The sequence below is a fragment of the Bacteroidota bacterium genome, from assembly GCA_016706255.1.
Classification (GTDB): domain Bacteria; phylum Bacteroidota; class Bacteroidia; order Chitinophagales; family BACL12; genus UBA7236.
The window spans coordinates 241188-262022 of record JADJJZ010000001.1; the positions used below are offsets into that span (position 1 = coordinate 241188).

The window sequence follows — 20835 nt, forward strand, 5'->3', positions numbered from 1 at the left end:
TGTCAAGTAGCATTGCCTATAACGTTTTGCAGCTACCCGAAGATGGCGATTTCGAAGCACTTCACTGTCAACCAAGCAGAAACTTTGATAGATGCACAAAGCTTGATTTAACCACTGAAACGCCACTTTTGGGTAGGCGCTGTTATATGCGGTTTTTTTGATCATTCCTTTTTCAGTCCAAATAAATACCCTGCTACTGCTCCTAAAATTCCAATACATGCAGACAGCTTGTCGCTTGGAATGTCAGTCAATGCAATAATTGCACTGAATCCTACAACCAGTGTTAATCCGTAAACTTTTAGATTAAATGGTCCAAATCCATCTTTCATTTTTTTTAATGCCCCTAATAGTGACCCAGCTGTCAAAACAGATATTGCTATCAATGCAATTGTGGTGTTTTCCATTTTATTTCTTGTTGATTAAAAACTCATAAAGGAAGATGTCAAGTTTATTAATAAATCAACTTCATCTTCTTTAATTGAGTCACTATGCTTTACATAAGTATTTTGGTACTTGGAATAATAGTCTGTTAAGGTTCTAAACATATTGGTCAATTCTTTAGATGTTCCTCTTTGTTTTAAAAATTCAACTAAGGGCTCAAGCTGATTTTCTAAACTCTTTGAATTATTTAAAACCTGCTTTGCCACATATTCAAGAGAAAGCCTTAGGTCATCTAATAAATTCCGTTCGAATCTTGATTCATTCAATTTGTCAAGTGCTGATTGAAATAACTTAGCTGCTTCCGGAAAATCTTTTAAAAGTACTAGGTTTTCTTTTGCAAGATTAGCATTAATATTAGGACGTAGTATCGTAAAATCAAACGTTGGATTTAACTCACGAATTTCTTGCTCAGTAAAATATTTACATTTTATGTAGAATAGATTTACTGAACACATTTCTGGATTGTCTTTGTGCTGACATTTTAATAAGTGCTTTTCATAGGCTTTGTCAATTTGCTTGGCAACTTCATAAAGAAATATTAGCTTGTCAAGGTTGTCATAATAATCATACAGTGCCGTCTTCAAATCACTATTGAAGTCATTAACACCGTTGTATTCATGCTCATAGCCTTCAATTACCCTTGAAAACTTTGAGGCTTCATCTCTTATTATAGTTTCTGCGTTCATTCTTAAAATCACTTATAAATAGATTATTTAAGCAGGTTTCCCTTAAAAACCTTCTAATATCCCTCCAAAAATACATATATTGAGAAGCCAAGTGTTTTCTAATTCTCCACTTCTTCCACAAAAACTATATATAAATTACCCGCTATAATAATCCTGTCCAAAACTTTACTTTCAAACTTACAAATTTTTGGCTGACAGTGCCTATCCACCCCATCAAATTCACGGAAAACCGTTAATCCCCACCCTGTCACATTTTTCTAAAAATCCATCATCCCTTAATAATCACGTTAACACAAAAATAAAACCCCCACCAACCCAACCACCAATCTCACTCCAATATACCCTGTCACAAAAAAGCAAATTATACGAAAACCTAATTCCATGGTTACGTTAAAAACCTCACCTAACCCCTAGGGTTAAATGCTAATTCCTTTAAATCAAAGCTACCTGAGTATTTTCAAAGTTCCCAAGGCAATAATTAGTTCAAATATCAGCCGGATTCACTTTAGGGCAGAATTTTAGCGGTTGGCGGCTTTGAGAAGAATCGGATTTCGGAGCTTAAAACTATCAACATTCCATAAAATTTGATGTGAAGTAGAATGTTCAGTTAACCACTGAAACCGTTTTTTTTTCAAAACCGCTGTTACCTGCTTGCTTTCTGTCTGTCGTGTCGCTGAATGCCTTGTAAATATAGAGTTTCCGTGTCAATGTCTGTTGTGTTTGTCGGGCCGTGTGTCGGTGTATTTTTATTTTTTTTAGTGTTGGTAATTTTTAAAAAACAATTTTTATCTGGGTTGGCAAAGCAAACTCTTTTGCAATTTTTGGTCTGTGCTTTGGTTTGTGCGAATTGCATATGGGCTTACCTTTAGCGTGAGCTTTCCTTTTGTTTCATAAATATTGATATTAAAAGTCCTATTCCTACAACTACATCAACTATGTTCCATATCTCTCTGCCAAGCGCAATTTTGAAAAAAGGTTGAAATAGTAATGCAAGTCCACTGTAAATTATCATTTCTGTTTGGCTGCCTTTTTTGTTCGCCTGATAAGCTAAAATTGTAAAAGCAATTAGTCCTACAAACCTGACGAACTGGTAATAACCGTAGGGCATATCAGCCAAACAGATAAAAAATAAAATCGCCAATACAATTTTAATGGTGCTAATCAAATTTAATTTCATCTGTAAATTCTTGATGTAAACCGTAATTATGGAAGTTAAGTAAATAGTCTATTTGTTTTGGGAATTTTACAATCAGGGTTTGCTCGTCTACTTTCAATTTTGACTTTGCCATTTGAAGAAATTTTAATTCCCTTGGTTGAACAACATTGTCCGCTTCCATAATGCGCAATAGCACTTCAATTAATAATATTTCTTGGTGTTCATTAAGGTTGCTTGTTCCTATTTCCTCTAGGTATTGATTTATTGCACCTTTACCGTTGGCTTTGATATTGTCAATATTATCTTGTAACGGTGCTTCAACGTCATATCCCATAAAATATATTTCATTGGTAACTATGGCTTTTATTTCTTCAATTTCTGTTTCCGCAATGTCACCATCACAAGCCATTGCCATAACAGCTGACTTAAATAGGAAATCTTTAAAATCTTGATTTTTCATTTTGTCGTTTTTTAAAGTCCAAAACCAATTTTTGTTGTTGCTTCTTTTTCAGCACCCTTTGGTAGCAAGTTAAGTAGTCCGCTATTTATTTCAGAAAGTCGTTCCCAATTTTGGCTTCCAATTGCAAAGTTCCCAGCATCAACCAAACTTTTTGCTTGCGCTTGGTCATTCATCTTTGTTTGATTGCTTTTACACCATTGAAAAATGCCTGTTAAAAATTTTGGAGTTCTCCATCTAATTCTTGATAGGATGCTGTGCATTTCATCAGATTTTTCTTGAATTTTCAATGGGCTATTAGTTGCAAAAAAAGCGTTCTCTTGTGCAACTATGTCGTTGTATGTTTTGCGTTCGTGGTCGTTTCCGTTTTCTTCTAAAATCTTTAAACATTCCTCTTTAACTTCATAGTAATGTGCTTTTACCTGTTGAATCCTTTTGTTTTTAGTTGCACTATCTATCTCTTGTGCAATTTTTCGTTTTTTATCTTCAAGTTGATAACGCTTGTCTGTAACATCATCATTTGTGAGGTTCTCAGTTTCCTCACTTACTTTATCCATTTCATCTTTTAATTTTTTTAATGCACCTGCTGTTTCGTAATCTTCTTTGTTTGTTGCTTCTTGAATTTCCAATTCTAATTTTTCTGATAAATCCTCAACTTGTTCCTTTAGAAATTCAATAGGTGTATGCCTTTCTTTTGGATTGAAAGTTTGTTTAAACTCTTGGTCTGCCATGTTAAAATAAATGGAAATTGTAATGTCTCTTGATTCTGAAATTGAAATAGTAATTTCTATATCAGAACCCTTAGCAATATCCCTTTTTATTTGCGTTCCCCTGATTTCCATAAACCCAATTCCTTTATTGGCTTCAGGCAATGCTAAATGAGAACCCTCTAAAACATTGATATAGATAAAATCGAGATCGTTTCCTTTAATAATTCCTTTGTTTAGCGGAAAACTAATACCGTGTGAACGAAGCGGAAGAATTGAGTTTTTTTGGAATACAAGCTTTAATCTTGTTTTGCCAGGATTGTCATAATCGTCAACTTCCAAACAAATATCTTCAGGAATTGGCTGCCCACTGATTCCAAAACCACTGTTGATTCCAATTGGCTCTATGTCGGTTTCAATTAGATTGTTTTGCTCATCATAAACAGTAAGTGTAAAAAAATTGTATGCTCCGTCAACTAATGGCAAATCTTCATTTATACGGTTGCTTAATTTCTTAATTCCAGAATCATAACCTCCGTCCTGTCTTTGTATACGGTAACTCAAACCTGTTAAATCACCAGTTAATCTTGCAGCAAATAATTCTTCTTTTTCTTTAGATGCTTTGTTGTAAGATGCTTTTATTGAAATTGAGGTTTGCTTTTTATTGTTGTCGCTTTTTGAAATTTCTTTTGGTTTGGTAGCTGCATAATATGCCGCACCAATTGCTACTGCTGTTGTAGGGTCAATTTCACAATTTGAGGGTATTTGTAAAACTTCTTCAACACGACTACGAACGTATGGAATGTAAGTAGAGCCACCAACCATTAACGTAAATTGAACATCAATTGGTTTCAGTGAATTTCTTGTTATGATTTTTTTAATCATATCAATTGTTTCGTCAATATTCGGTTTGATTAATTCGTTAAACTCGGACCGTGTTATTACAATTTCCATATCTACCTCGTTTCCATCTTCATCTTCAAAACCGTCTATTACTATCTCTGCTGATGTTTTGGAAGACAAAGTTATTTTGGCTTCTTCTGCTCGTCTTAATAGCACGTAGTATTTTGCATTAAATTTACCTGTCGCACTTTTCATTTCGTCTTCCAAATTGGAGAAACTATATTTTTCAAGGATTTTTGGAATAACTAATTTCTCAACTATCATATTATCAAAATCAGCACCACCCAAAAAGTTGTCTCCTTCGTGGTCTAAAACCTTCATTTCTCCCTCTTTGATTTTTATTAGGGCAACATCAAAAGTTCCACCTCCCAAATCGTAAACCAACCATTGCCCGTCTTTCATTTCTCTTTCCTTCTTCATATTAGCGTATGCTAAACTGGCTGCAATTGGCTCTTGAAGCAGAACAACTTGTTTGAAACCCGCTTGTATTCCCGCTTCCTTGGTTGCATTGGATTGTATCGTGTCAAACGATGCCGGAATAGTAATTACAACTGCGTCTAACGTATCGCCTGTATTTACAAATGTTTTCAACTCTTTTAATACTTGGGCTGAAAGCTCAACAGGTGTTTTAGATTCATTGATTGATTTAATTTTAAAACTTTCAGCAGTTCCCATTTTCCTTTTGAAAACGCCAACAACACTTTTTGGGTCTTTTTCCAAAAATTCTTTGGCTTTGTTTCCAACTGTTATTTTGTCCTTTTTGTAGGAAACAACTGATGGCAAAGTGTTTCTGCCATAGTCTTGAGGGTTTGAAAAAATGATAACTTCTCCTTTTACAAACTTTGCAATAGCACTGTTTGTAGTACCTAAGTCAATTCCGAAATTGATTGTATTTTCCATTTTGAATCCTTTTTAAAGATTAATTATTTTAGATTGAACTATAACTAAAGCAGGTTGAACAATTACTTTTATTACTTTTTCATTTTCTTGATAAGCATAAAAGATAATCGGTTTTATTACTTCTATAATTTCAAGATTTTCAACACCTGTACCTGAAATTGTGGCTTCACAGTCAGTTCTTGTATCCGAATAGCTTTCGCCAATTGGATTATGATAAGTTAAACCAATAGTGGAACTACCCTTGAAAAACTCTTCTTCAAGTATCCTTTTCATTTTATTGAGATTTCTTTGAATTGAATTCTCTTCTTTTAAGTTGGTTACTTTTTTCTCGATTTCAAATATCTGATTCATAAAATCTAGATATGCTTGTGGCACTTTTACGGTGACTTTTTTTATTTCTTGCATATTGTTTCGTTGTTAATTTTATACTTTCAAAATTTGTTTCAATTTCCAATTAAAGCACCGATTGCAGAAATTATTAAACCAATAATTATTATGTAAATTATAAATGTAAGTTGCGGAGATAAATTATTTACCATTGCTTGATTTGCTTTACCAACACCAGTTCCTACATTATTTAAAACATTTTTTGCTTTAAACTCTACTCCTGAAATATTTTTTTCAATGCTTACAGCTAATTCTCCATCATTATTGCCAATTGGCTTGATACGTTTAAAAAAACTGTTTGAGTAAAAAGCATCCAGTTTTACTAATGTTTTTTCAAGCGTATAAAATAAACTACGTTTTAAAGCTAATTCTTTTGATTCTGATAAGGATTTGATTAATTTATCAGTGAATATTTCGTTCAACATTTCTTTAACTTTAACTGCCTTAATATTTACCATGCCGTGTGAACTTATTTGAGAATTGATATTTTCAATCAGGTTAATTAAACTTTTTATTTCGTTTTTCTCATTATCTTTTTGTTTCTGTTTCAGTTCCAAAAGTTGTTTCAATGATTCGCTTAATTCCTTTTTTGTTTCGCTATCAACCTTTATTGTCATAGCAATTTGTATCAATAAAATTGATTCATCTAACTCACCATACTTATTCCAAATTGAAACGGAAATACCACGAAAAAGCATTGCCATTTGATTGCGAATTTCGCTTAAAACGGAAGGAGTTTCATTTAATTCATCAATTGACAGTATTGAATTCATTTGTTTTATAATAACTTGGGGTTGCTTTGTTTTATTTTCAATTTCCTCTCTTAACTTGCGAAGGGCCATTAAGCTTATAGCATATTTTGTTAAAATTGGAGCATGTTTTTCTTGCTCTTTTCTTTCATTATTTTTTTTATTGATGATTTTGAAATTATTCTCAAATGTTGGCCTATCTAATCCGCCAATGTTTAATGTCAACAAATATTCGGTCAAATCATTTGGAACTTGCGTTGAATCAAAAGTATCCCAAATAGAATTAGATAGATAGTTAATTGAGTGTGCAATTTTTAATATTTGGCTTTGAAAATATTGCGGCAAACAATTGAGGGTATTGGTCGGAAAGTGGTCTTTTACCAACAAAACAACTTCTTCAATGTCGTCCTCATCATAAGAAGTTTCTTCATTTTTAATGTCTTTTGTTATTCCATCAATTTCTGCAATTTTATTTTGAATGTTATTTGAAACACTCTTAAACGCAATGTTTAATTCTGACTGTGCAATTAAAGTTGAGGTATTTAAAATTGCTTTTGTAAGTTCGACATTGTCATTTTCAAATGCAGCCAATAAGGCTTTGTCAAATCTTGGTGCAAAATATGGGCTTATGAATTTGACAAATTCGGGCAACTTAAAAATGCTGTCATGTTTGAAGTTTTTGAAAATTACCTCTTTACCACTTGCTAAAAATTCATTGAGAGGTTTGTTGTTTGCCAAATACAGATAAAATTCTTTGCAGTCATTGTTCATCAACTCGTCAATTGCTTTTTCACAATTTCCTTTTGTGAGTTGTAGTCCATAATACTCAAACGCTCCATTGTCAGACAAGTCAATATCTACAAACAATTTGCGTTTTGCCTTTTTTATAATTTCGTTATCAATGCATGTTGTGTCAGTAGCATTTGATAGGCCTAAAATTTCGATTGGATTTACATACATTGCTATAAGTTTATTGAATTTTCAAATTCCACTGGAAAGACGTTGGCAAAAAATGACAATTTCGGTATAGCGAAGGGTCGGTTTGTGTTTCGGGCAAAAGCAAATGTGCCAGTTGTGTGGCTGACTAAATTTGTTTTTAAATAATGAGCGTTGGGTAAAAATAAAAATACAGAAGCGTTGGCTTTTGGGTCGGCTGCCTGATAGTTCAATTGTCCAGTCATTTGTTTAAGTTTTATTCAGTCGTTCATAGTTGCTGTGCCGACTTTTAGGCTTGCAGGTAACTAGTTTATTTCAGCAGGTTGTCCTTAAAAAACTTCTCATATTCCCAAAAAAAATGCATCCATTGAGGAGCCACGTGTTTTCTAATTCGCCACTACCTTCACAAACCTAACCTCAATCTCAAACATACAAATTTTACTCTCAAAAATATTCCTACCCTCTCAAATTCACGGAAAACCGTTAACCCCAATCATGTCACATTTTTCAAAAAATTCAACACCCATAAACAAATACATGATCACAAAAACAATACACACACCAAACAAGCCTCCAATCTAACCCAAATTTATCATGTCACAAAAAAGCAAATTATACGAAAATCACTGAAGTAGAATCCTGTTTCCTACAATTCCAAGCATGAAGCGTAAATTCACATTTACACCAGCAATGGCATAGCTGAAAATCAAACGGATTCCCTTTAGGGCAAGCCCTTAAATTTTAACATTACCCTTAAATTAATTTCAATCGTAGTCGAAAATGGTATCATAGCCCCTGAAGTAGAATCCTATTTCTCAGAATTCAAAGCATGACGAGTTAATTCACATTTACAACAGCAATGGCATAGCTCAAAATCAAACGGATTCACTTCAGGGCAAGCCTCTAAATTCTAACATTACCATTAAATGAATTTCAATCGTAGTCGAAAATTGCAATTTAGCCCCGATTGCAGCGGAAACCCCGCAAGCGAGGAACGAGTGCGGAGTTGCAGTGGAAAGCGGGAGCTGAATTCGCTACGAAGTGCAATGTCCATGCTTCCCTGAAGTAGAATCCTGTTTTTTACTAAAATTGTAATTCTGCCTGAAAATCCAATTTCTACCAAAAACAAAATTCCTTATTAAAATTACGGATTCACTTCAGGGCAGGCCCTTACAATAGAATCCTGTTTACTACTAATGTCTTGCATCCTAAACGATAATGGTCGGTCTGGGGACGCGACCATTGGGGGCTGCATATATAGTGACTGTTCGTTTAGAGAGAACATTTTTTGCTCCCATAAAGTAGAATCCTAATTCCAAGTTGGTTTGTCATTTTACACATCGCAGCTACTTTTTTACCGGATTCAAGTTTTTCATATTATTTACGGATTCACTTCAGGGCAGGCCCTTACAATAGAATCCTGTTTACTACTAATGTCTTGCATCGTAACCGATAATGGTCGGTCTGGGGACGCGACCATTGGGGGCTGCACATGACGTCATTCTTCTTTGGTGAGCATATTCGTTGCTCCCATGAAGTAGAATCCTAATTCCAAGTTGGTTTCTCATTTTACACATCGTAGCTACTTTTTTACCGGATTCAAGTTTTTCATATTATTTACGGATTCACTTCATGGCAAGCTTTTTTCAATGCACGCTCTTCCCTCAATTTCACCATTCTTTTCCTGCCAAATAATAATCTTCCTACCTTTGCCGCATCATGTGGAAAAATAATATACTCGAAGCGATAGGCAATACGCCGCTGATTAAGTTGAATAATATTGTGAAAGATATTCCGGCGACTGTGCTGGCGAAGGTGGAGACGTTTAATCCGGGGAACTCGATTAAGGATAGGATGGCGCTGAAAATGGTTGAAGATGCGGAGAAGGATGGTCGCCTGCAGCCGGGTGGAACTATTATTGAAGGCACCAGTGGGAATACGGGAATGGGACTTGCCATTGCGGCGATTATAAAAGGTTACAAATGTATTTTTACGACTACCGATAAACAAAGTGTAGAAAAAGTAAATGCATTAAAAGCGTTTGGCGCAGAAGTTATTGTTTGCCCAACCGATGTTGACCCTGAAGACCCGCGCAGTTATTATTCGGTGAGCAGTCGTTTAATTAAAGAGGTGCCGAATTCGTGGAAGCCTAATCAATACGATAATCCGAGTAACGCCGTTGCGCATTATGAAACTACAGGTCCGGAAATTTGGGAACAAACGGAAGGAAAAATTACGCACTTAGTTGCGGGTGTTGGAACGGGTGGAACGATATCGGGAATTGGTAAATATTTAAAAGAAAAAAATCCGAATATTAAAATTTGGGGCATCGATACGTATGGTTCTATTTTCAAAAAATTAAAGGAAACAGGAACCATCGATAAAAATGAAATTTATCCTTATGTGACGGAAGGAATTGGTGAAGATTTTTTACCGGAAAATGTGAATATCGATATCATTGAAGATTTTGAAAAAGTAACGGATAAAGATGGTGCAATTATGACTGCACGTATTGTTCGCGAAGAAGGTATTTGGGTTGGAAACAGCTCGGGTGCTGCATTGCAGGGACTCATTCAATTAAAAGATAAATTTACAAAAGACGATGTGGTGGTGGTGATTTTTGTGGATCATGGCACACGTTATTTAGGTAAAATGTTTAACCCGGACTGGATGATGAAAATGGGTTATATCGATAAAACAGGTTTAACTGCAAAAGATTTAATTTCTACAAATCAGAAAGGTGCGTTAATTAGTGTTGATACACATACCACCGTTGCACAGGCATTACAAATTATGATGCAAAATGATTTTTCGCAAATGCCGGTTACTGATGGCGGACGCATTGTTGGTGCAATTAATGAAAGTGTTTTATATCAGCAAATTGTTGCACACCCCGACATTAAAAATAAACATGTTGGTGAAGTAATGAGCGCTGCATTTCCGTTTGTAGATATTTCGGCACCAATTGATTCAATCAGTGCGATGCTTACTTCTGATAATCCCGCATTATTGGTGCGCGATTTTAAGGTGGACAAAACATATATTATTACACGTCACGATGTAATGAATGCATTGACTAAATAATTTTATTTTGAGCGCAAAACGTATTGTTTCGCTGGTTCCAAGTATTACCGAATTGTTGGTGGATTTGGGGTTGGAAGATCGTATTGTGGGGGTAACAAAATTTTGTGTGCACCCTGCACATTTGCGCAAAGAGAAAACCATAGTTGGCGGGACAAAAAACCTGCGGATGGATGTAATACGCAGCTTACAACCAGATTTGATTTTAGCGAATAAGGAAGAAAACGTAAAGGAACAGGTGGAAACGCTGGCTTCGGCGTTTACGGTGTATACAAGTGCAATCAGCACATGGCAGGAAACGCTGGATATGATAACCCGGGTTGGTGCGCTGACCGGAACTGAAAATAAAGCGGAAAATCTAGTCGATGCACTCAATCAGAAAAAAAGCGCGTTTCAAGCGGCTAAAGTCAGCAGTGGCAAACGTTTCAGGACATTATATCTCATTTGGCAAAAACCCTGGATGAGTGTTGGTGGCGACACATTTATACATGAAATGTTGTCGGTTGCCGGTTTTGAAAATTGTTGCGGGGAAAAAAGTCGTTATCCGGTATTGGAGGAGGCTGAAATTATTTCGCTGGCTCCGGAGGTAATCTTACTCAGCTCGGAGCCCTACCCTTTTACGGAAAAACATATTTCAGGGTTACAAAAATTGTTACCTGAAGCGGTTATTTTGTTGGCAGACGGGGAATTGTTCAGTTGGTATGGAAGCAGGCTGCTGGGGGCTTTCGACTACTTTGGCGACTTGCGCAGCAGAATTTGACATTTCATTTCCGGGAAAACTTCAAAATCCGTAGTCAATTTGCTATCTTTGCGGCCTCAATTAACCCGACAGCAATGGTTACGAACGATGTAAAACTGTTTTCAGGCACCACCAGCCGATATCTCGGTGAAAAAGTGGCGGATTACTACGGTCAGCCCCTTGGAAAAATGACCATTGAGCGGTTCAGTGACGGCGAGTTTCAGCCGAATATTCTGGAGAGTGTGCGGGGTAGTTATGTGTTCTTTATTCAAAGCACTATGTTCCCGTCGGACAACCTGATGGAGTTGTTGCTGATGATTGATGCGGCTAAAAGGGCTTCAGCATCGTATATCACAGCGGTAATTCCTTATTTCGGACTTGCCCGTCAGGACAGAAAAGATAAACCACGTGTTTCAATCGGCTCGAAACTGGTTGCGGAATTATTGACTGCAGCGGGCGCTAACCGAATTGTTACCATGGATTTACACGCTGATCAGATTCAGGGGTTTTTCGATATTCCGGTTGACCACTTGAGTTCTACAGCGATTTATGTTCCTTACATTGAAGAAAATCTGGACCTGACAAATGTGATTTTTGCTTCCCCTGATGTGGGCAGCACTAAACGCAACAGAAAATACGCCATGCATTTTAACACCGAACTCGTTATTTGCGATAAATACCGCAAAAAAGCGAATGAAATTGCTGAAATGACTGTAATTGGCGATGTTACAGGTAAAGATGTGATTATGATTGACGATTTGGTTGACACCGGTAATACTCTTGCCAACGCAGCCAATTTGATGAAACAAAAAGGCGCAAAAACGGTGCGTGCGTTTTGTACCCATCCCGTATTAAGCGGGAAGGCTTATGAAACAATCGAAAATTCTGCTTTAGAGGAAATTGTTGTTACCGACACCATTCCGCTGAAACGGGAATCACCAAAAATTCGTGTGTTGTCATCTGCGAAATTGTTTGCAAGAGCAATTCGTAATACGCACGAACACAGAAGTATTAGTTCACTATTTATTAATAATTAAATCAAAATTCAAATGCAAACTTTTGTATTAGAGGGAACATTGAGAGACACACTGGGTCGCCGCGCTTCGAAAGATGCCCGCGCTTCAGCTATGGTTCCGTGTATCCTGTATGGCGATGGCGAAAACATTAATTTCGAAGTAACCAAAATTGCACTTAAAAACTTAGTGTATACTCCAAATGTATACAAAGTAGTTATTAAGGTTGATGGCAAAGAAATTGAATCGTTAATGCGTGAAATTCAGTTTCACAAAGTAACTGATGAAATTCTGCACATTGATTTCTTAAAATTAAATCCATCAAAAAAAGTAACCCATGTTGTGCCTATCGTTTTAGAAGGACAATCAATTGGTGTTAAAGGTGGTGGTAAATTAGTTCAACGCATCAGAAAAGCAACTATTAAAGCTTTTCCTAAAGATTTAGTTGATAAAGTTACAATCGATATCACTGATTTAGACGTAAACAAAACAATTCGTTTAGGTGATTTAAAAGTGGCTAAAGTAGACGTATTGGGTTCTAAAAGTATCCCGGTAGTTACTGTTGTTTCTCCACGTGCACTTAAAGCTGCGGCTGACGCTGCTGCTGCTGCAGATGCTAAAGCGGCTCCGGTTGCTGCACCTGTTGCTGCCAAAGAAGAGAAAAAAGACTAAATACAATTTTCTGTTAAACGAAGCAATTTCTATCTTTAATGATTATGAAATTGCTTCGTTTTTTATTTCCGCAAACGCATAAAAAAGAAATTCCGCTAAACGATATGAAATATCTTATTGCAGGCCTGGGCAATTTTGGAATTGATTATGTAAATACTCGTCATAATATTGGTTTTGATGTTGTTGAAAAATTGGCTGCGGATAAAAATGTAGTATTTACTTCAGGTCGTTATGCAGACGTAGCTGAATTTAAATTTAAAGGGAAAACATTTCTGTTAATTAAACCTACCACTTACATGAATTTAAGTGGGAAGGCTGTTAAGTATTGGATGGATAAGGAAAATATTCCACTAGAAAATATTGTAGTTGTAACGGATGATTTGAATTTACCACTCAGCAAATTACGCATCCGCAAAAATGGCAGTGATGGCGGACATAACGGATTAAAAAATATTCAGGAAATATTACAAACCAATCAGTATATCCGCTTGCGTTTTGGGGTTGGCAATAATTTTCCGAGTGGCCGACAAGTTGATTTTGTTTTAGGCAAATGGGAAAAAGAAGAACAGCCTGCTGTAACTGAAACGGTAACAAAAGCAGCCGAGGCCGTTGTTTCCATCATAATGGAAGGTGTTGAACGTGCGATGAATAAGTTCAACTAATTAATTTACTCCGGCAATCTTAATTATCGCCTTCCGGATTTGTTTTGGATGTTCCGGGTTTTGGATTTGACTTCGTATAAAAGCGCAACAGCATATTATTAAACTGCATGGTAACCTCTTTTGGTAGTTGATGCGTTGTTCCCGGCATTACACTTAATTGTGCATTGGGTATAGCTTCATAAATAGCGACGGTGTGCGCGAGTTTCACATTATCTTTATCGCCACTCACAATTAATACCGGTGCAGTAATATTTACCAATAATTCCGGGTCAATTGCATATTGATTGATTTGCAGATTTAATAATCGTAAAACATTTTTATACTCAAGGTTACCGGCTTTAATAGAATCTTTTGCAGCTTTAATATCATCATTAATTTTTGCAATGGCTGTTGATTGCAAAGCAGTTGTATCTCCATTCAATGAAGTCCCCAAAATGGCCAATGATTTTACTTTTTGCGGATAATTAATTGCCAATAACAATCCAATTTTTCCGCCATCGCCCCAACCAAAAATATTTACACTATCGAGTTCCAGTTTTTCGAGTAATAAATAATAATCGTCGGACATTTGCTCATAACTCAAACTGTCTTTATTTAAAGTAGATTTTCCCTGACCACGTGAATCAACAACAATAACTTTGAATTTTTTTGAGAGGAAATTAATCTGACTGTTAAATGATTCCACAGAACCATTATTGTCGTGAATCAATAACAATGGTTCACCTTCACCGTACATCTCGAAATAAATATTTACACCATTTATCGATTGATATTGACCTTCGGTATGTTCAAAGTTTTTACCTGCGTTGCCACCATTATTATTGGCATTACTGATGGGTTTTGGAGAAATGGGTGAACGTTGAGCAAATGTACTTGCACTCAATACCACACAACAAAAAGCAAAAGTCAATATTTTTTTCATACAGATAAATTCAGTATTAAAGATACATCAATATTTAAAAAGCAATTCAAAACACAGGCAGCCGCAATTTTAATGCCCTTTCGTAACTTTGCACCCTAATTATGAAAATATTCTGTGTAGGCCGCAATTACAGCGAACATGCCAAAGAACTGAACAATGCTATTCCGGAGGCGCCGGTAATTTTTATGAAACCTCCGACAGCCTTGTTAAAAGGTAAAGATTTTTACATACCTGCGTTTTCGAAGGATATGCATTTTGAGTGTGAACTGGTGTATCGGGTTTGTAAAAACGGCAAACATATAGCAGCGCAGTTTGCCTCCAAATATGTTGATGCAGTAGCTGTCGGCATTGATTTTACGGCAAGAGATGTTCAATCGAACCAAAAAACGAAAGGATTACCCTGGGAAATTGCCAAAGCATTTGATAATTCGGCTGTGGTGTCTGAATTTACGCCGATAAGTGCAATTGCTCATCCTTCAAGCATTAACTTTTCAATGGAAAAGAATGGAACTACCGTTCAAACCGGCAATTCTGCCGATATGTTGTATTCGATTGATACCATAATTGAATATTTGTCCAAGTTTTTCACGCTACAGCAGGGCGACCTGATTTATACCGGCACTCCTGCGGGTGTTGGGCCTGTTGCCATTGGCGATATGCTTACCGGTTATCTGGAAGGCGTTAAAAGTTTTGAAATAAACATCAAATAAGCAACCAAACTGCTTCCACCCCACACTATTACTTCATAGCTTTGCACCAGTAAAATGAACCAGAAGGAAACCTTAGAATTAGTTGATAAAAAAATACTGCTTGAAGCTTATCGCAAGATGTTTACAAGCAAGGTAATGAGCGATGTTTTTAACGAAAATCGCCAAACCTGCATTTTTGTGCACGCCAATTCCCGCGGCCACGAAGCGATTCAGCTCGCCATGGGTATGCAATTAAAAAAGAGCGACTGGGCGAGTTTATACTACCGCGATGACTCCATTTTGATGGGTATGGGCTGGGATCCGGGTCAAATTATGCTGCAGTTGATGGCTAAAGCCGATGACCCGTTTAGTGGGGGCAGAAATTATTATTGTCACCCGAGTTATAAAGGTGATGCCTACCCGCAAATGATACATCAAAGCTCGGCAACGGGTATGCAGGCCATTCCGACCACCGGTGTGGCACAGGGTTTACAATATCTTGAACAACAGGGTTTATTAGCTACAGCGGCTCAAAACCCGCTTGTGGTATGCTCTATAGGCGATAGTGCCATGACGGAAGGTGAAGTTTCTGAAGCTTTACAATTTGCCGTTTTAAAACAATTACCCATCATTTATCTGGTTCAGGATAATGATTGGGGCATTTCGGTTTCCAAAGAGGAAGCCCGCACCATGGATGCTTACGAATACGCAGCCGGATTTAAAGGTTTGCGTAAAGTGCGTGTTGATGGCAGCGACTTTTTAGAAAGCTGGCAATGTGTGCGCGATGCAATTGGTTATGTGCGCATCAACAGAAAACCGATATTAATTCATGCAAAAGTGCCATTATTAGGCCATCATACCAGTGGTGTCCGCATGGAGATGTACAGAACGGAGGCCGATTTGCAAGAACATGCGAGTCGCGACCCGCTGCCAAAATTGCGTCAGGTTTTACGCGATGCCGGATTTACGGAAGAGGAAATTTTATCGGTTGAAGCGGAAGCTGATGCCAAAACAAGAGTGGATTTTGCTAATGTTGTAGCTGCTGCCGACCCGAATCCGGATACTGTGGAGTTATTTGAATTTGCGCCCTCTCCTATTACTGCTGAACAGGGAACAAGAGAACCTGCAGGTGGTGAAACGGTTATGATGGTGGATGCGGCTTTGTTTGCGATGGATGAAATTTTGAGCAAACATCCGGAAGCGTTATTATATGGGCAAGATGTAGGTAGACGTTTAGGGGGCGTTTTTCGCGAAGCAGCAACTTTAGCGGCCAAACATGGTGATCATCGTGTATTTAATACTGCTATTCAGGAAGCCTATTTGGTTGGTTCTACACTTGGAATGAGTGCCGTTGGTGCCAAGCCGATTGTAGAGATTCAATTTGCAGATTATATCTGGACAGGTGTGAATCAGTTGGTTTCGGAACTTTCGAAGTCGTATTATTTAACTAACGGAAAATGGAATGTGCAAACCGTTATTCGCATTCCGATTGGTGCTTATGGTTCCGGTGGTCCTTATCATTCAGGCTCCATAGAATCGTCGATAACTGCCATTAAAGGCATTAAAGTTGTATACCCAAGTAATGCAGCCGATATGAAGGGATTGTTGAAGGGCGCCTTCTATGACCCGAATCCGGTGGTTATGTTTGAACATAAGGGATTGTATTGGAGTAAAGTGCCCGGAACAGGTGCTGCGAAAAATATTCAGCCTGCTGATGATTATATTATTCCGCTGGGTAAAGCACGCATATTTCAACATGCTGCTGAAGAAAAAATTCAAGCCGGTGAAAGCATGCTGGTGATAACTTATGGCATGGGTGTACATTGGGCATTAAATGCATCAAAAAGTTTTTCGGGGCAGATAGAAATTTTAGATTTGCGCACATTATATCCTTATGATTGGGACGCTATCGTTTCATCTGTTAAAAAACATAATAAAGTATTTGTATTAACTGAAGAACCATTAATTAATTCGTACGCTCAGGCAATGGCAGGAAGAATAGGTTCTGAATTATTTAAATATCTTGATGCACCGGTTCAAATGTTGGGTGCAAAAAATTTACCTGCAGTGCCGCTTAATTCAGGTTTAGAAAAAGCAATGTTACCGAATGTAGAAAAGGTGAAAGCGGTGATGGAGGAGTTGTTGGGTTGGTAATGAAAAAAATCTGCTAATAAGCGATTAAAAAAAACACCTAACAGGTTTTTAGAAACCTGTCAGGTGTTTTTTTTATTAAATGTTTAAACAGCCGTAACCACAGAGAAAACCCAAAGGGAACAGCCCGCAGAGTCCACAGAGTATTAATTAAAAACCTTAAAAACATCCTACAAATTTTATTTCATGTTCGCTACCGGAATCGTACGGATTTTCTCTGTGTGCTCTGTGTGGGTTCTCTCTGTGTGCTTTGTGGTTTCGGCTGTTCTAATCTCAATTTTATAAACAGCCGTAACCACAGAGAAAACCCAAAGGGAACATCCCGCAGAGTCCACAGAGTATTAATTAAAAACCTTAAAAACATCCTACAAATTTTATTTCATGTTCGCTACCGGAATCGTACGGATTTTCTCTGTGTGCTCTGTGTGGGTTCTCTCTGTGTGCTTTGTGGTTTCGGCTGTTCTATTTTCAATCATATAAACAGTCGTAAACACTGAGATAACGAAATTTTTTATTCGATTACAAATTTTGCAAATCCTCTTTTCGAAAACCGTAAATTAATTCGTCTTCAAATTGGCCGTTTTTAAAAATATTATTTTTAATTCTTGCTTCCAGAGTGAATCCGAGTTTTTCGAGTGCTTTTTGTGAGCCGATATTTGTTCCGAAGGGGCGTGCATAAACGCGGGTGATATCATAGGTTTCAAATGCGTATTTTAATATCTGCGGAATGGCGCGAGAAATAATTCCGTGGCGCCAGTATGTTTCACCCAGCCAATATCCTAACTCGGCATTTTTGCGCATAATATCAGCTTTTTGATGTACACCAATACCACCAACCGCCTTTCCATTTACAACTATGGCAAATATATGAATGGGTTTATCTTTAGTTGCAAATGCAATAAATGCTTTTCCATTTTCATAATTGTAAGGAAATGGAAATCCATCGGTCATAAATTTTGCAACTTTAAAATTATTCGCATGTTGCACTAAACTTTCTAAATCACTTTCCTGCCAGGGGCGCAAAATAAAATCCATTGGGTTTTTGGTAAATTAAACTAGTGATACTTAAATATTTACTACAAAGTAAAATAAAAATATGTTATAAAAAGTCGTGGTATTAGTGATATCAACAAACCGATATAACAAAAAAAGCTGTCAACATGTGACAGCCTTTTTTTAAGTAGTGAAATAATTTATTGTTTTTGCAATAAACCGGTGCCAATCTGGCTGCCATCTGTTATATGTATCATATAATTTCCGGCCGTAAACGGCTTGTGTTTATAATAATTTCATTATTGTTTTGAGTAAACGCCATATTAATCTGACGACCGGTTACATCGTAAAACAATACTGATGTTACCTGTAAACCTGAAGCAGTAATATGCACTAATCCTGTTGTAGGGTTAGGTGACATTTGTAAAGTTAGTGGCTCAATTGTAGTTGCAGCATTTGTATTAATTACTTTACAATTTTCATCACTGCCAAAATCATTTGATGCAGTTAAACAGATATTATAATTTCCACTCACAGCATAAGCGTGTGAAGGATTTTGTTCTGTAGATGTTCCACCATCACCAAAATCCCATGCCCATGTATTTGGATCGTTGGTAGATAAATCGGTAAATGATGCTGTGAGTCCGGCAAAGCTTACACTAAAATCAGCAGCAGGAATTAATAATTCAGTGCTGTCGATTGTAACAGGTAAACAATAAACTTCAAATCCGAGTGCATTGGTTGCAGTTAAACAAACGGTAAATGTTCCTTCCGTTACAAATGTATGTACCGGATTTTGTAATGTGCTTGTTCCGCCATCACCAAATACCCAACCCCATGAAGTAGGATTATTTAATGTTAAATCGGTAAATGTTACAACCGGATCACCTGCATACGTAAATGCAGCATCAGGAGGTAAAATCACTGTAACGTTTGCACAATATTCATCGCTGCCATAAGGATTTTCTACAGTAAGGCAAACATTATAAGTATCTGCTATTGTGTATGTATGCACAGGGTCTGCTTCATTACTAAAAGTGCCATCACCAAAATCCCAAGTATTACAACCTGAAGCATTGGTAGATAAATTCGTAAATGTAACTTCACCAATATCTACTGCAGAAGAAAATGCTGCATTCGGCAATGTTGGATTAAAGCTTTCAATTTCCCATGCGTTGTATAACATATTATTAGTTGATATTGGGTCGCCTTCATTAAAATGTCCCGGTTCATTATCCTGTTGCCAGATAGCATGAATTTTTCCGTTTTTCATGCGGTCGTTTACATAGATATAAAAATTTTCTTCACCGGATTCAGCAGTATTGGTAAGATTTACGCCCGGTGACCAGGAAGCGCCACCATCGGAAGAATAACATCCAAAAATATCATGAAACGATTGCGCAGAAAGATTCAGCGGGTCGTCATAAATATCGGTGTATTCAATTTTCATGGCATACAATAAAAATAATCTGCCTGAAATCGGATCAAATGATGCAGCAGGGTTGGTAACATTTGCTGCACTGCGATAATTAAATGTGCTGGCACCAATTCCGGTGTAAGGATCGCCTGTGCAATCTGCATCAACCCAATCCATTTCCAAATCAATTATTTCAGCAGCCGGCATACCTGTTTTCCAATGCCACATGCCCATGGTATTCCAATTTACAATCCATGAAAATGCACCAAAGTCGCTATAAATACGATAGAGCGGAGAAAATATATGTAACGTTCCGTCATCTTCCAAAATCATATTATGCGATCCGTCTGTTGTATTAATCGTATCTGTTATTCCATCGAGATCGGTATCTGTTTGCACAGTGCCTGTATAATTATCATAAGGAAAATCTACTATCGGCATACTTTCCCAAGAACCATCAGCACCATAATCGTCAGAGTGAATTAAAACCAAGTCGGAATTAATCATCCCAAATAAAATATACACATGATTTTCATAAGCTGCTACCTGATAATTTTCTGCACCATTTGTAATAATAGGGAAACCATCTGCATCCGTTAAAAATGGAACAGTAAAATTTAAAATACTCCAGCTGTCACCACCATCATCGGAACGTGAAAATTGTATAGAGGTAATAACTTGCGTATCTGCACAAACTACATAAATATCATCTGTTCCCGGAGGACAATACGATACCGGCCAGATACCACGAATGGCATCAGAACCACTTTTTTCTGTCCAGCTATTTGAGCCAATTGCATCATTTGCAAAAATTTGAATTTTATTAGCAGCCGCATCATGTGAAACAATTACTTCATGATCTTCTACATTTATAATTTCGCCAAAACCGGTGCGCACTGATTCAGCTCTGGTTGTTGGTGCGGCACCCCAGCCGCCGTCGTAATGATTATAAAACATTCCACGATCCAGAAATACACCGGTTACATCAGTTGATCCGGTCCACACTGTAGAAATTCGTCCATCGTCATAAACGATGATACGATGTTTTGCACTGTTATTGGTTTGTACGTCGTACGTAGTTGTTCCGACATTTGTTTGTCCGAACGCAAACATAGTAGTAAACGCACAACTTAAAAGGAGTAAAATTTTTTTCATGCTTTTTTAGTTCTAGTTG

General features: G+C 37.1%; 17 protein-coding genes. 7 read left to right on the forward strand and 10 right to left on the reverse strand.

What is annotated here, in order from left to right; genetic code table 11:
- Window positions 1–161 precede the first annotated feature (161 nt).
- From IPI65_01080 to IPI65_01110, 7 genes are all read right to left on the reverse strand, one after another.
- Window positions 162–404: a hypothetical protein gene (locus IPI65_01080; protein ID MBK7440155.1), complete on the reverse strand. Its 243-nt coding sequence runs from the start codon at window positions 402–404 to the stop codon at window positions 162–164.
- A 15-nt stretch (window positions 405–419) separates the two neighbouring features.
- Window positions 420–1127, reverse strand: coding sequence for a hypothetical protein (locus tag IPI65_01085; protein MBK7440156.1), 708 nt, complete (start codon window positions 1125–1127; stop codon window positions 420–422).
- 865 nt (window positions 1128–1992) lie between these two features.
- Window positions 1993–2304, reverse strand: a complete 312-nt coding sequence (locus tag IPI65_01090; protein MBK7440157.1) for a hypothetical protein — start codon at window positions 2302–2304, stop codon at window positions 1993–1995.
- On the reverse strand, window positions 2285–2743 hold the full coding sequence (locus tag IPI65_01095; protein MBK7440158.1) for a tellurite resistance TerB family protein: 459 nt from the start codon (window positions 2741–2743) through the stop codon (window positions 2285–2287). Before IPI65_01095 ends, IPI65_01090 begins: the two co-directional genes overlap by 20 nt.
- Window positions 2744–2754: 11 nt before the next feature.
- Entirely contained in the window at window positions 2755–5250 is a 2496-nt protein-coding gene (locus IPI65_01100) for an Hsp70 family protein (GenBank protein MBK7440159.1), read from the reverse strand.
- A gap of 12 nt (window positions 5251–5262) precedes the next feature.
- Window positions 5263–5655: a hypothetical protein gene (locus IPI65_01105; protein MBK7440160.1), complete on the reverse strand. Its 393-nt coding sequence runs from the start codon at window positions 5653–5655 to the stop codon at window positions 5263–5265.
- 38 nt (window positions 5656–5693) lie between these two features.
- Entirely contained in the window at window positions 5694–7346 is a 1653-nt protein-coding gene (locus tag IPI65_01110) for a hypothetical protein (protein ID MBK7440161.1), read from the reverse strand.
- A 1695-nt stretch (window positions 7347–9041) separates the two neighbouring features.
- Between IPI65_01110 and IPI65_01115 the strand changes: the two genes are divergently transcribed.
- The 5 genes from IPI65_01115 to IPI65_01135 all read left to right on the forward strand — a co-directional run bounded on the left by IPI65_01115 (window position 9042) and on the right by IPI65_01135 (window position 13489).
- Window positions 9042–10406: a pyridoxal-phosphate dependent enzyme gene (locus tag IPI65_01115; GenBank protein ID MBK7440162.1), complete on the forward strand. Its 1365-nt coding sequence runs from the start codon at window positions 9042–9044 to the stop codon at window positions 10404–10406.
- Between the two features lie 7 nt (window positions 10407–10413).
- Window positions 10414–11163: an ABC transporter substrate-binding protein gene (locus tag IPI65_01120; protein ID MBK7440163.1), complete on the forward strand. Its 750-nt coding sequence runs from the start codon at window positions 10414–10416 to the stop codon at window positions 11161–11163.
- A 74-nt stretch (window positions 11164–11237) separates the two neighbouring features.
- Window positions 11238–12179: a ribose-phosphate pyrophosphokinase gene (locus tag IPI65_01125; protein ID MBK7440164.1), complete on the forward strand. Its 942-nt coding sequence runs from the start codon at window positions 11238–11240 to the stop codon at window positions 12177–12179.
- Window positions 12180–12191: 12 nt separating this feature from the next.
- A complete protein-coding gene (locus tag IPI65_01130; GenBank protein ID MBK7440165.1) occupies window positions 12192–12827 on the forward strand; it encodes a 50S ribosomal protein L25 in 636 nt (211 codons plus the stop codon).
- Between the two features lie 104 nt (window positions 12828–12931).
- Complete coding sequence (locus IPI65_01135; GenBank protein ID MBK7440166.1) at window positions 12932–13489, forward strand: aminoacyl-tRNA hydrolase; 558 nt, start codon at window positions 12932–12934, stop codon at window positions 13487–13489.
- Window positions 13490–13508: 19 nt separating this feature from the next.
- Here IPI65_01135 and IPI65_01140 read toward each other — a convergent pair whose 3' ends face one another.
- Window positions 13509–14411, reverse strand: coding sequence for an alpha/beta hydrolase (locus tag IPI65_01140; protein ID MBK7440167.1), 903 nt, complete (start codon window positions 14409–14411; stop codon window positions 13509–13511).
- Between the two features lie 101 nt (window positions 14412–14512).
- On the opposite strand from IPI65_01140, the gene IPI65_01145 reads away from it, so the two are divergent.
- Together IPI65_01145 and IPI65_01150 are read left to right on the forward strand one after the other, a co-directional pair.
- Window positions 14513–15121, forward strand: coding sequence for a fumarylacetoacetate hydrolase family protein (locus tag IPI65_01145; protein ID MBK7440168.1), 609 nt, complete (start codon window positions 14513–14515; stop codon window positions 15119–15121).
- Between the two features lie 54 nt (window positions 15122–15175).
- Entirely contained in the window at window positions 15176–17254 is a 2079-nt protein-coding gene (locus IPI65_01150; protein ID MBK7440169.1) for a tungsten formylmethanofuran dehydrogenase, read from the forward strand.
- 516 nt (window positions 17255–17770) lie between these two features.
- Here the strand turns inward: IPI65_01150 and IPI65_01155 are convergent.
- Entirely contained in the window at window positions 17771–18286 is a 516-nt protein-coding gene (locus tag IPI65_01155) for a GNAT family N-acetyltransferase (GenBank protein ID MBK7440170.1), read from the reverse strand.
- 211 nt (window positions 18287–18497) lie between these two features.
- A complete protein-coding gene (locus IPI65_01160) occupies window positions 18498–20816 on the reverse strand; it encodes a PKD domain-containing protein (GenBank protein ID MBK7440171.1) in 2319 nt (772 codons plus the stop codon).
- Between the last annotated feature and the right edge of the window lie 19 nt (window positions 20817–20835).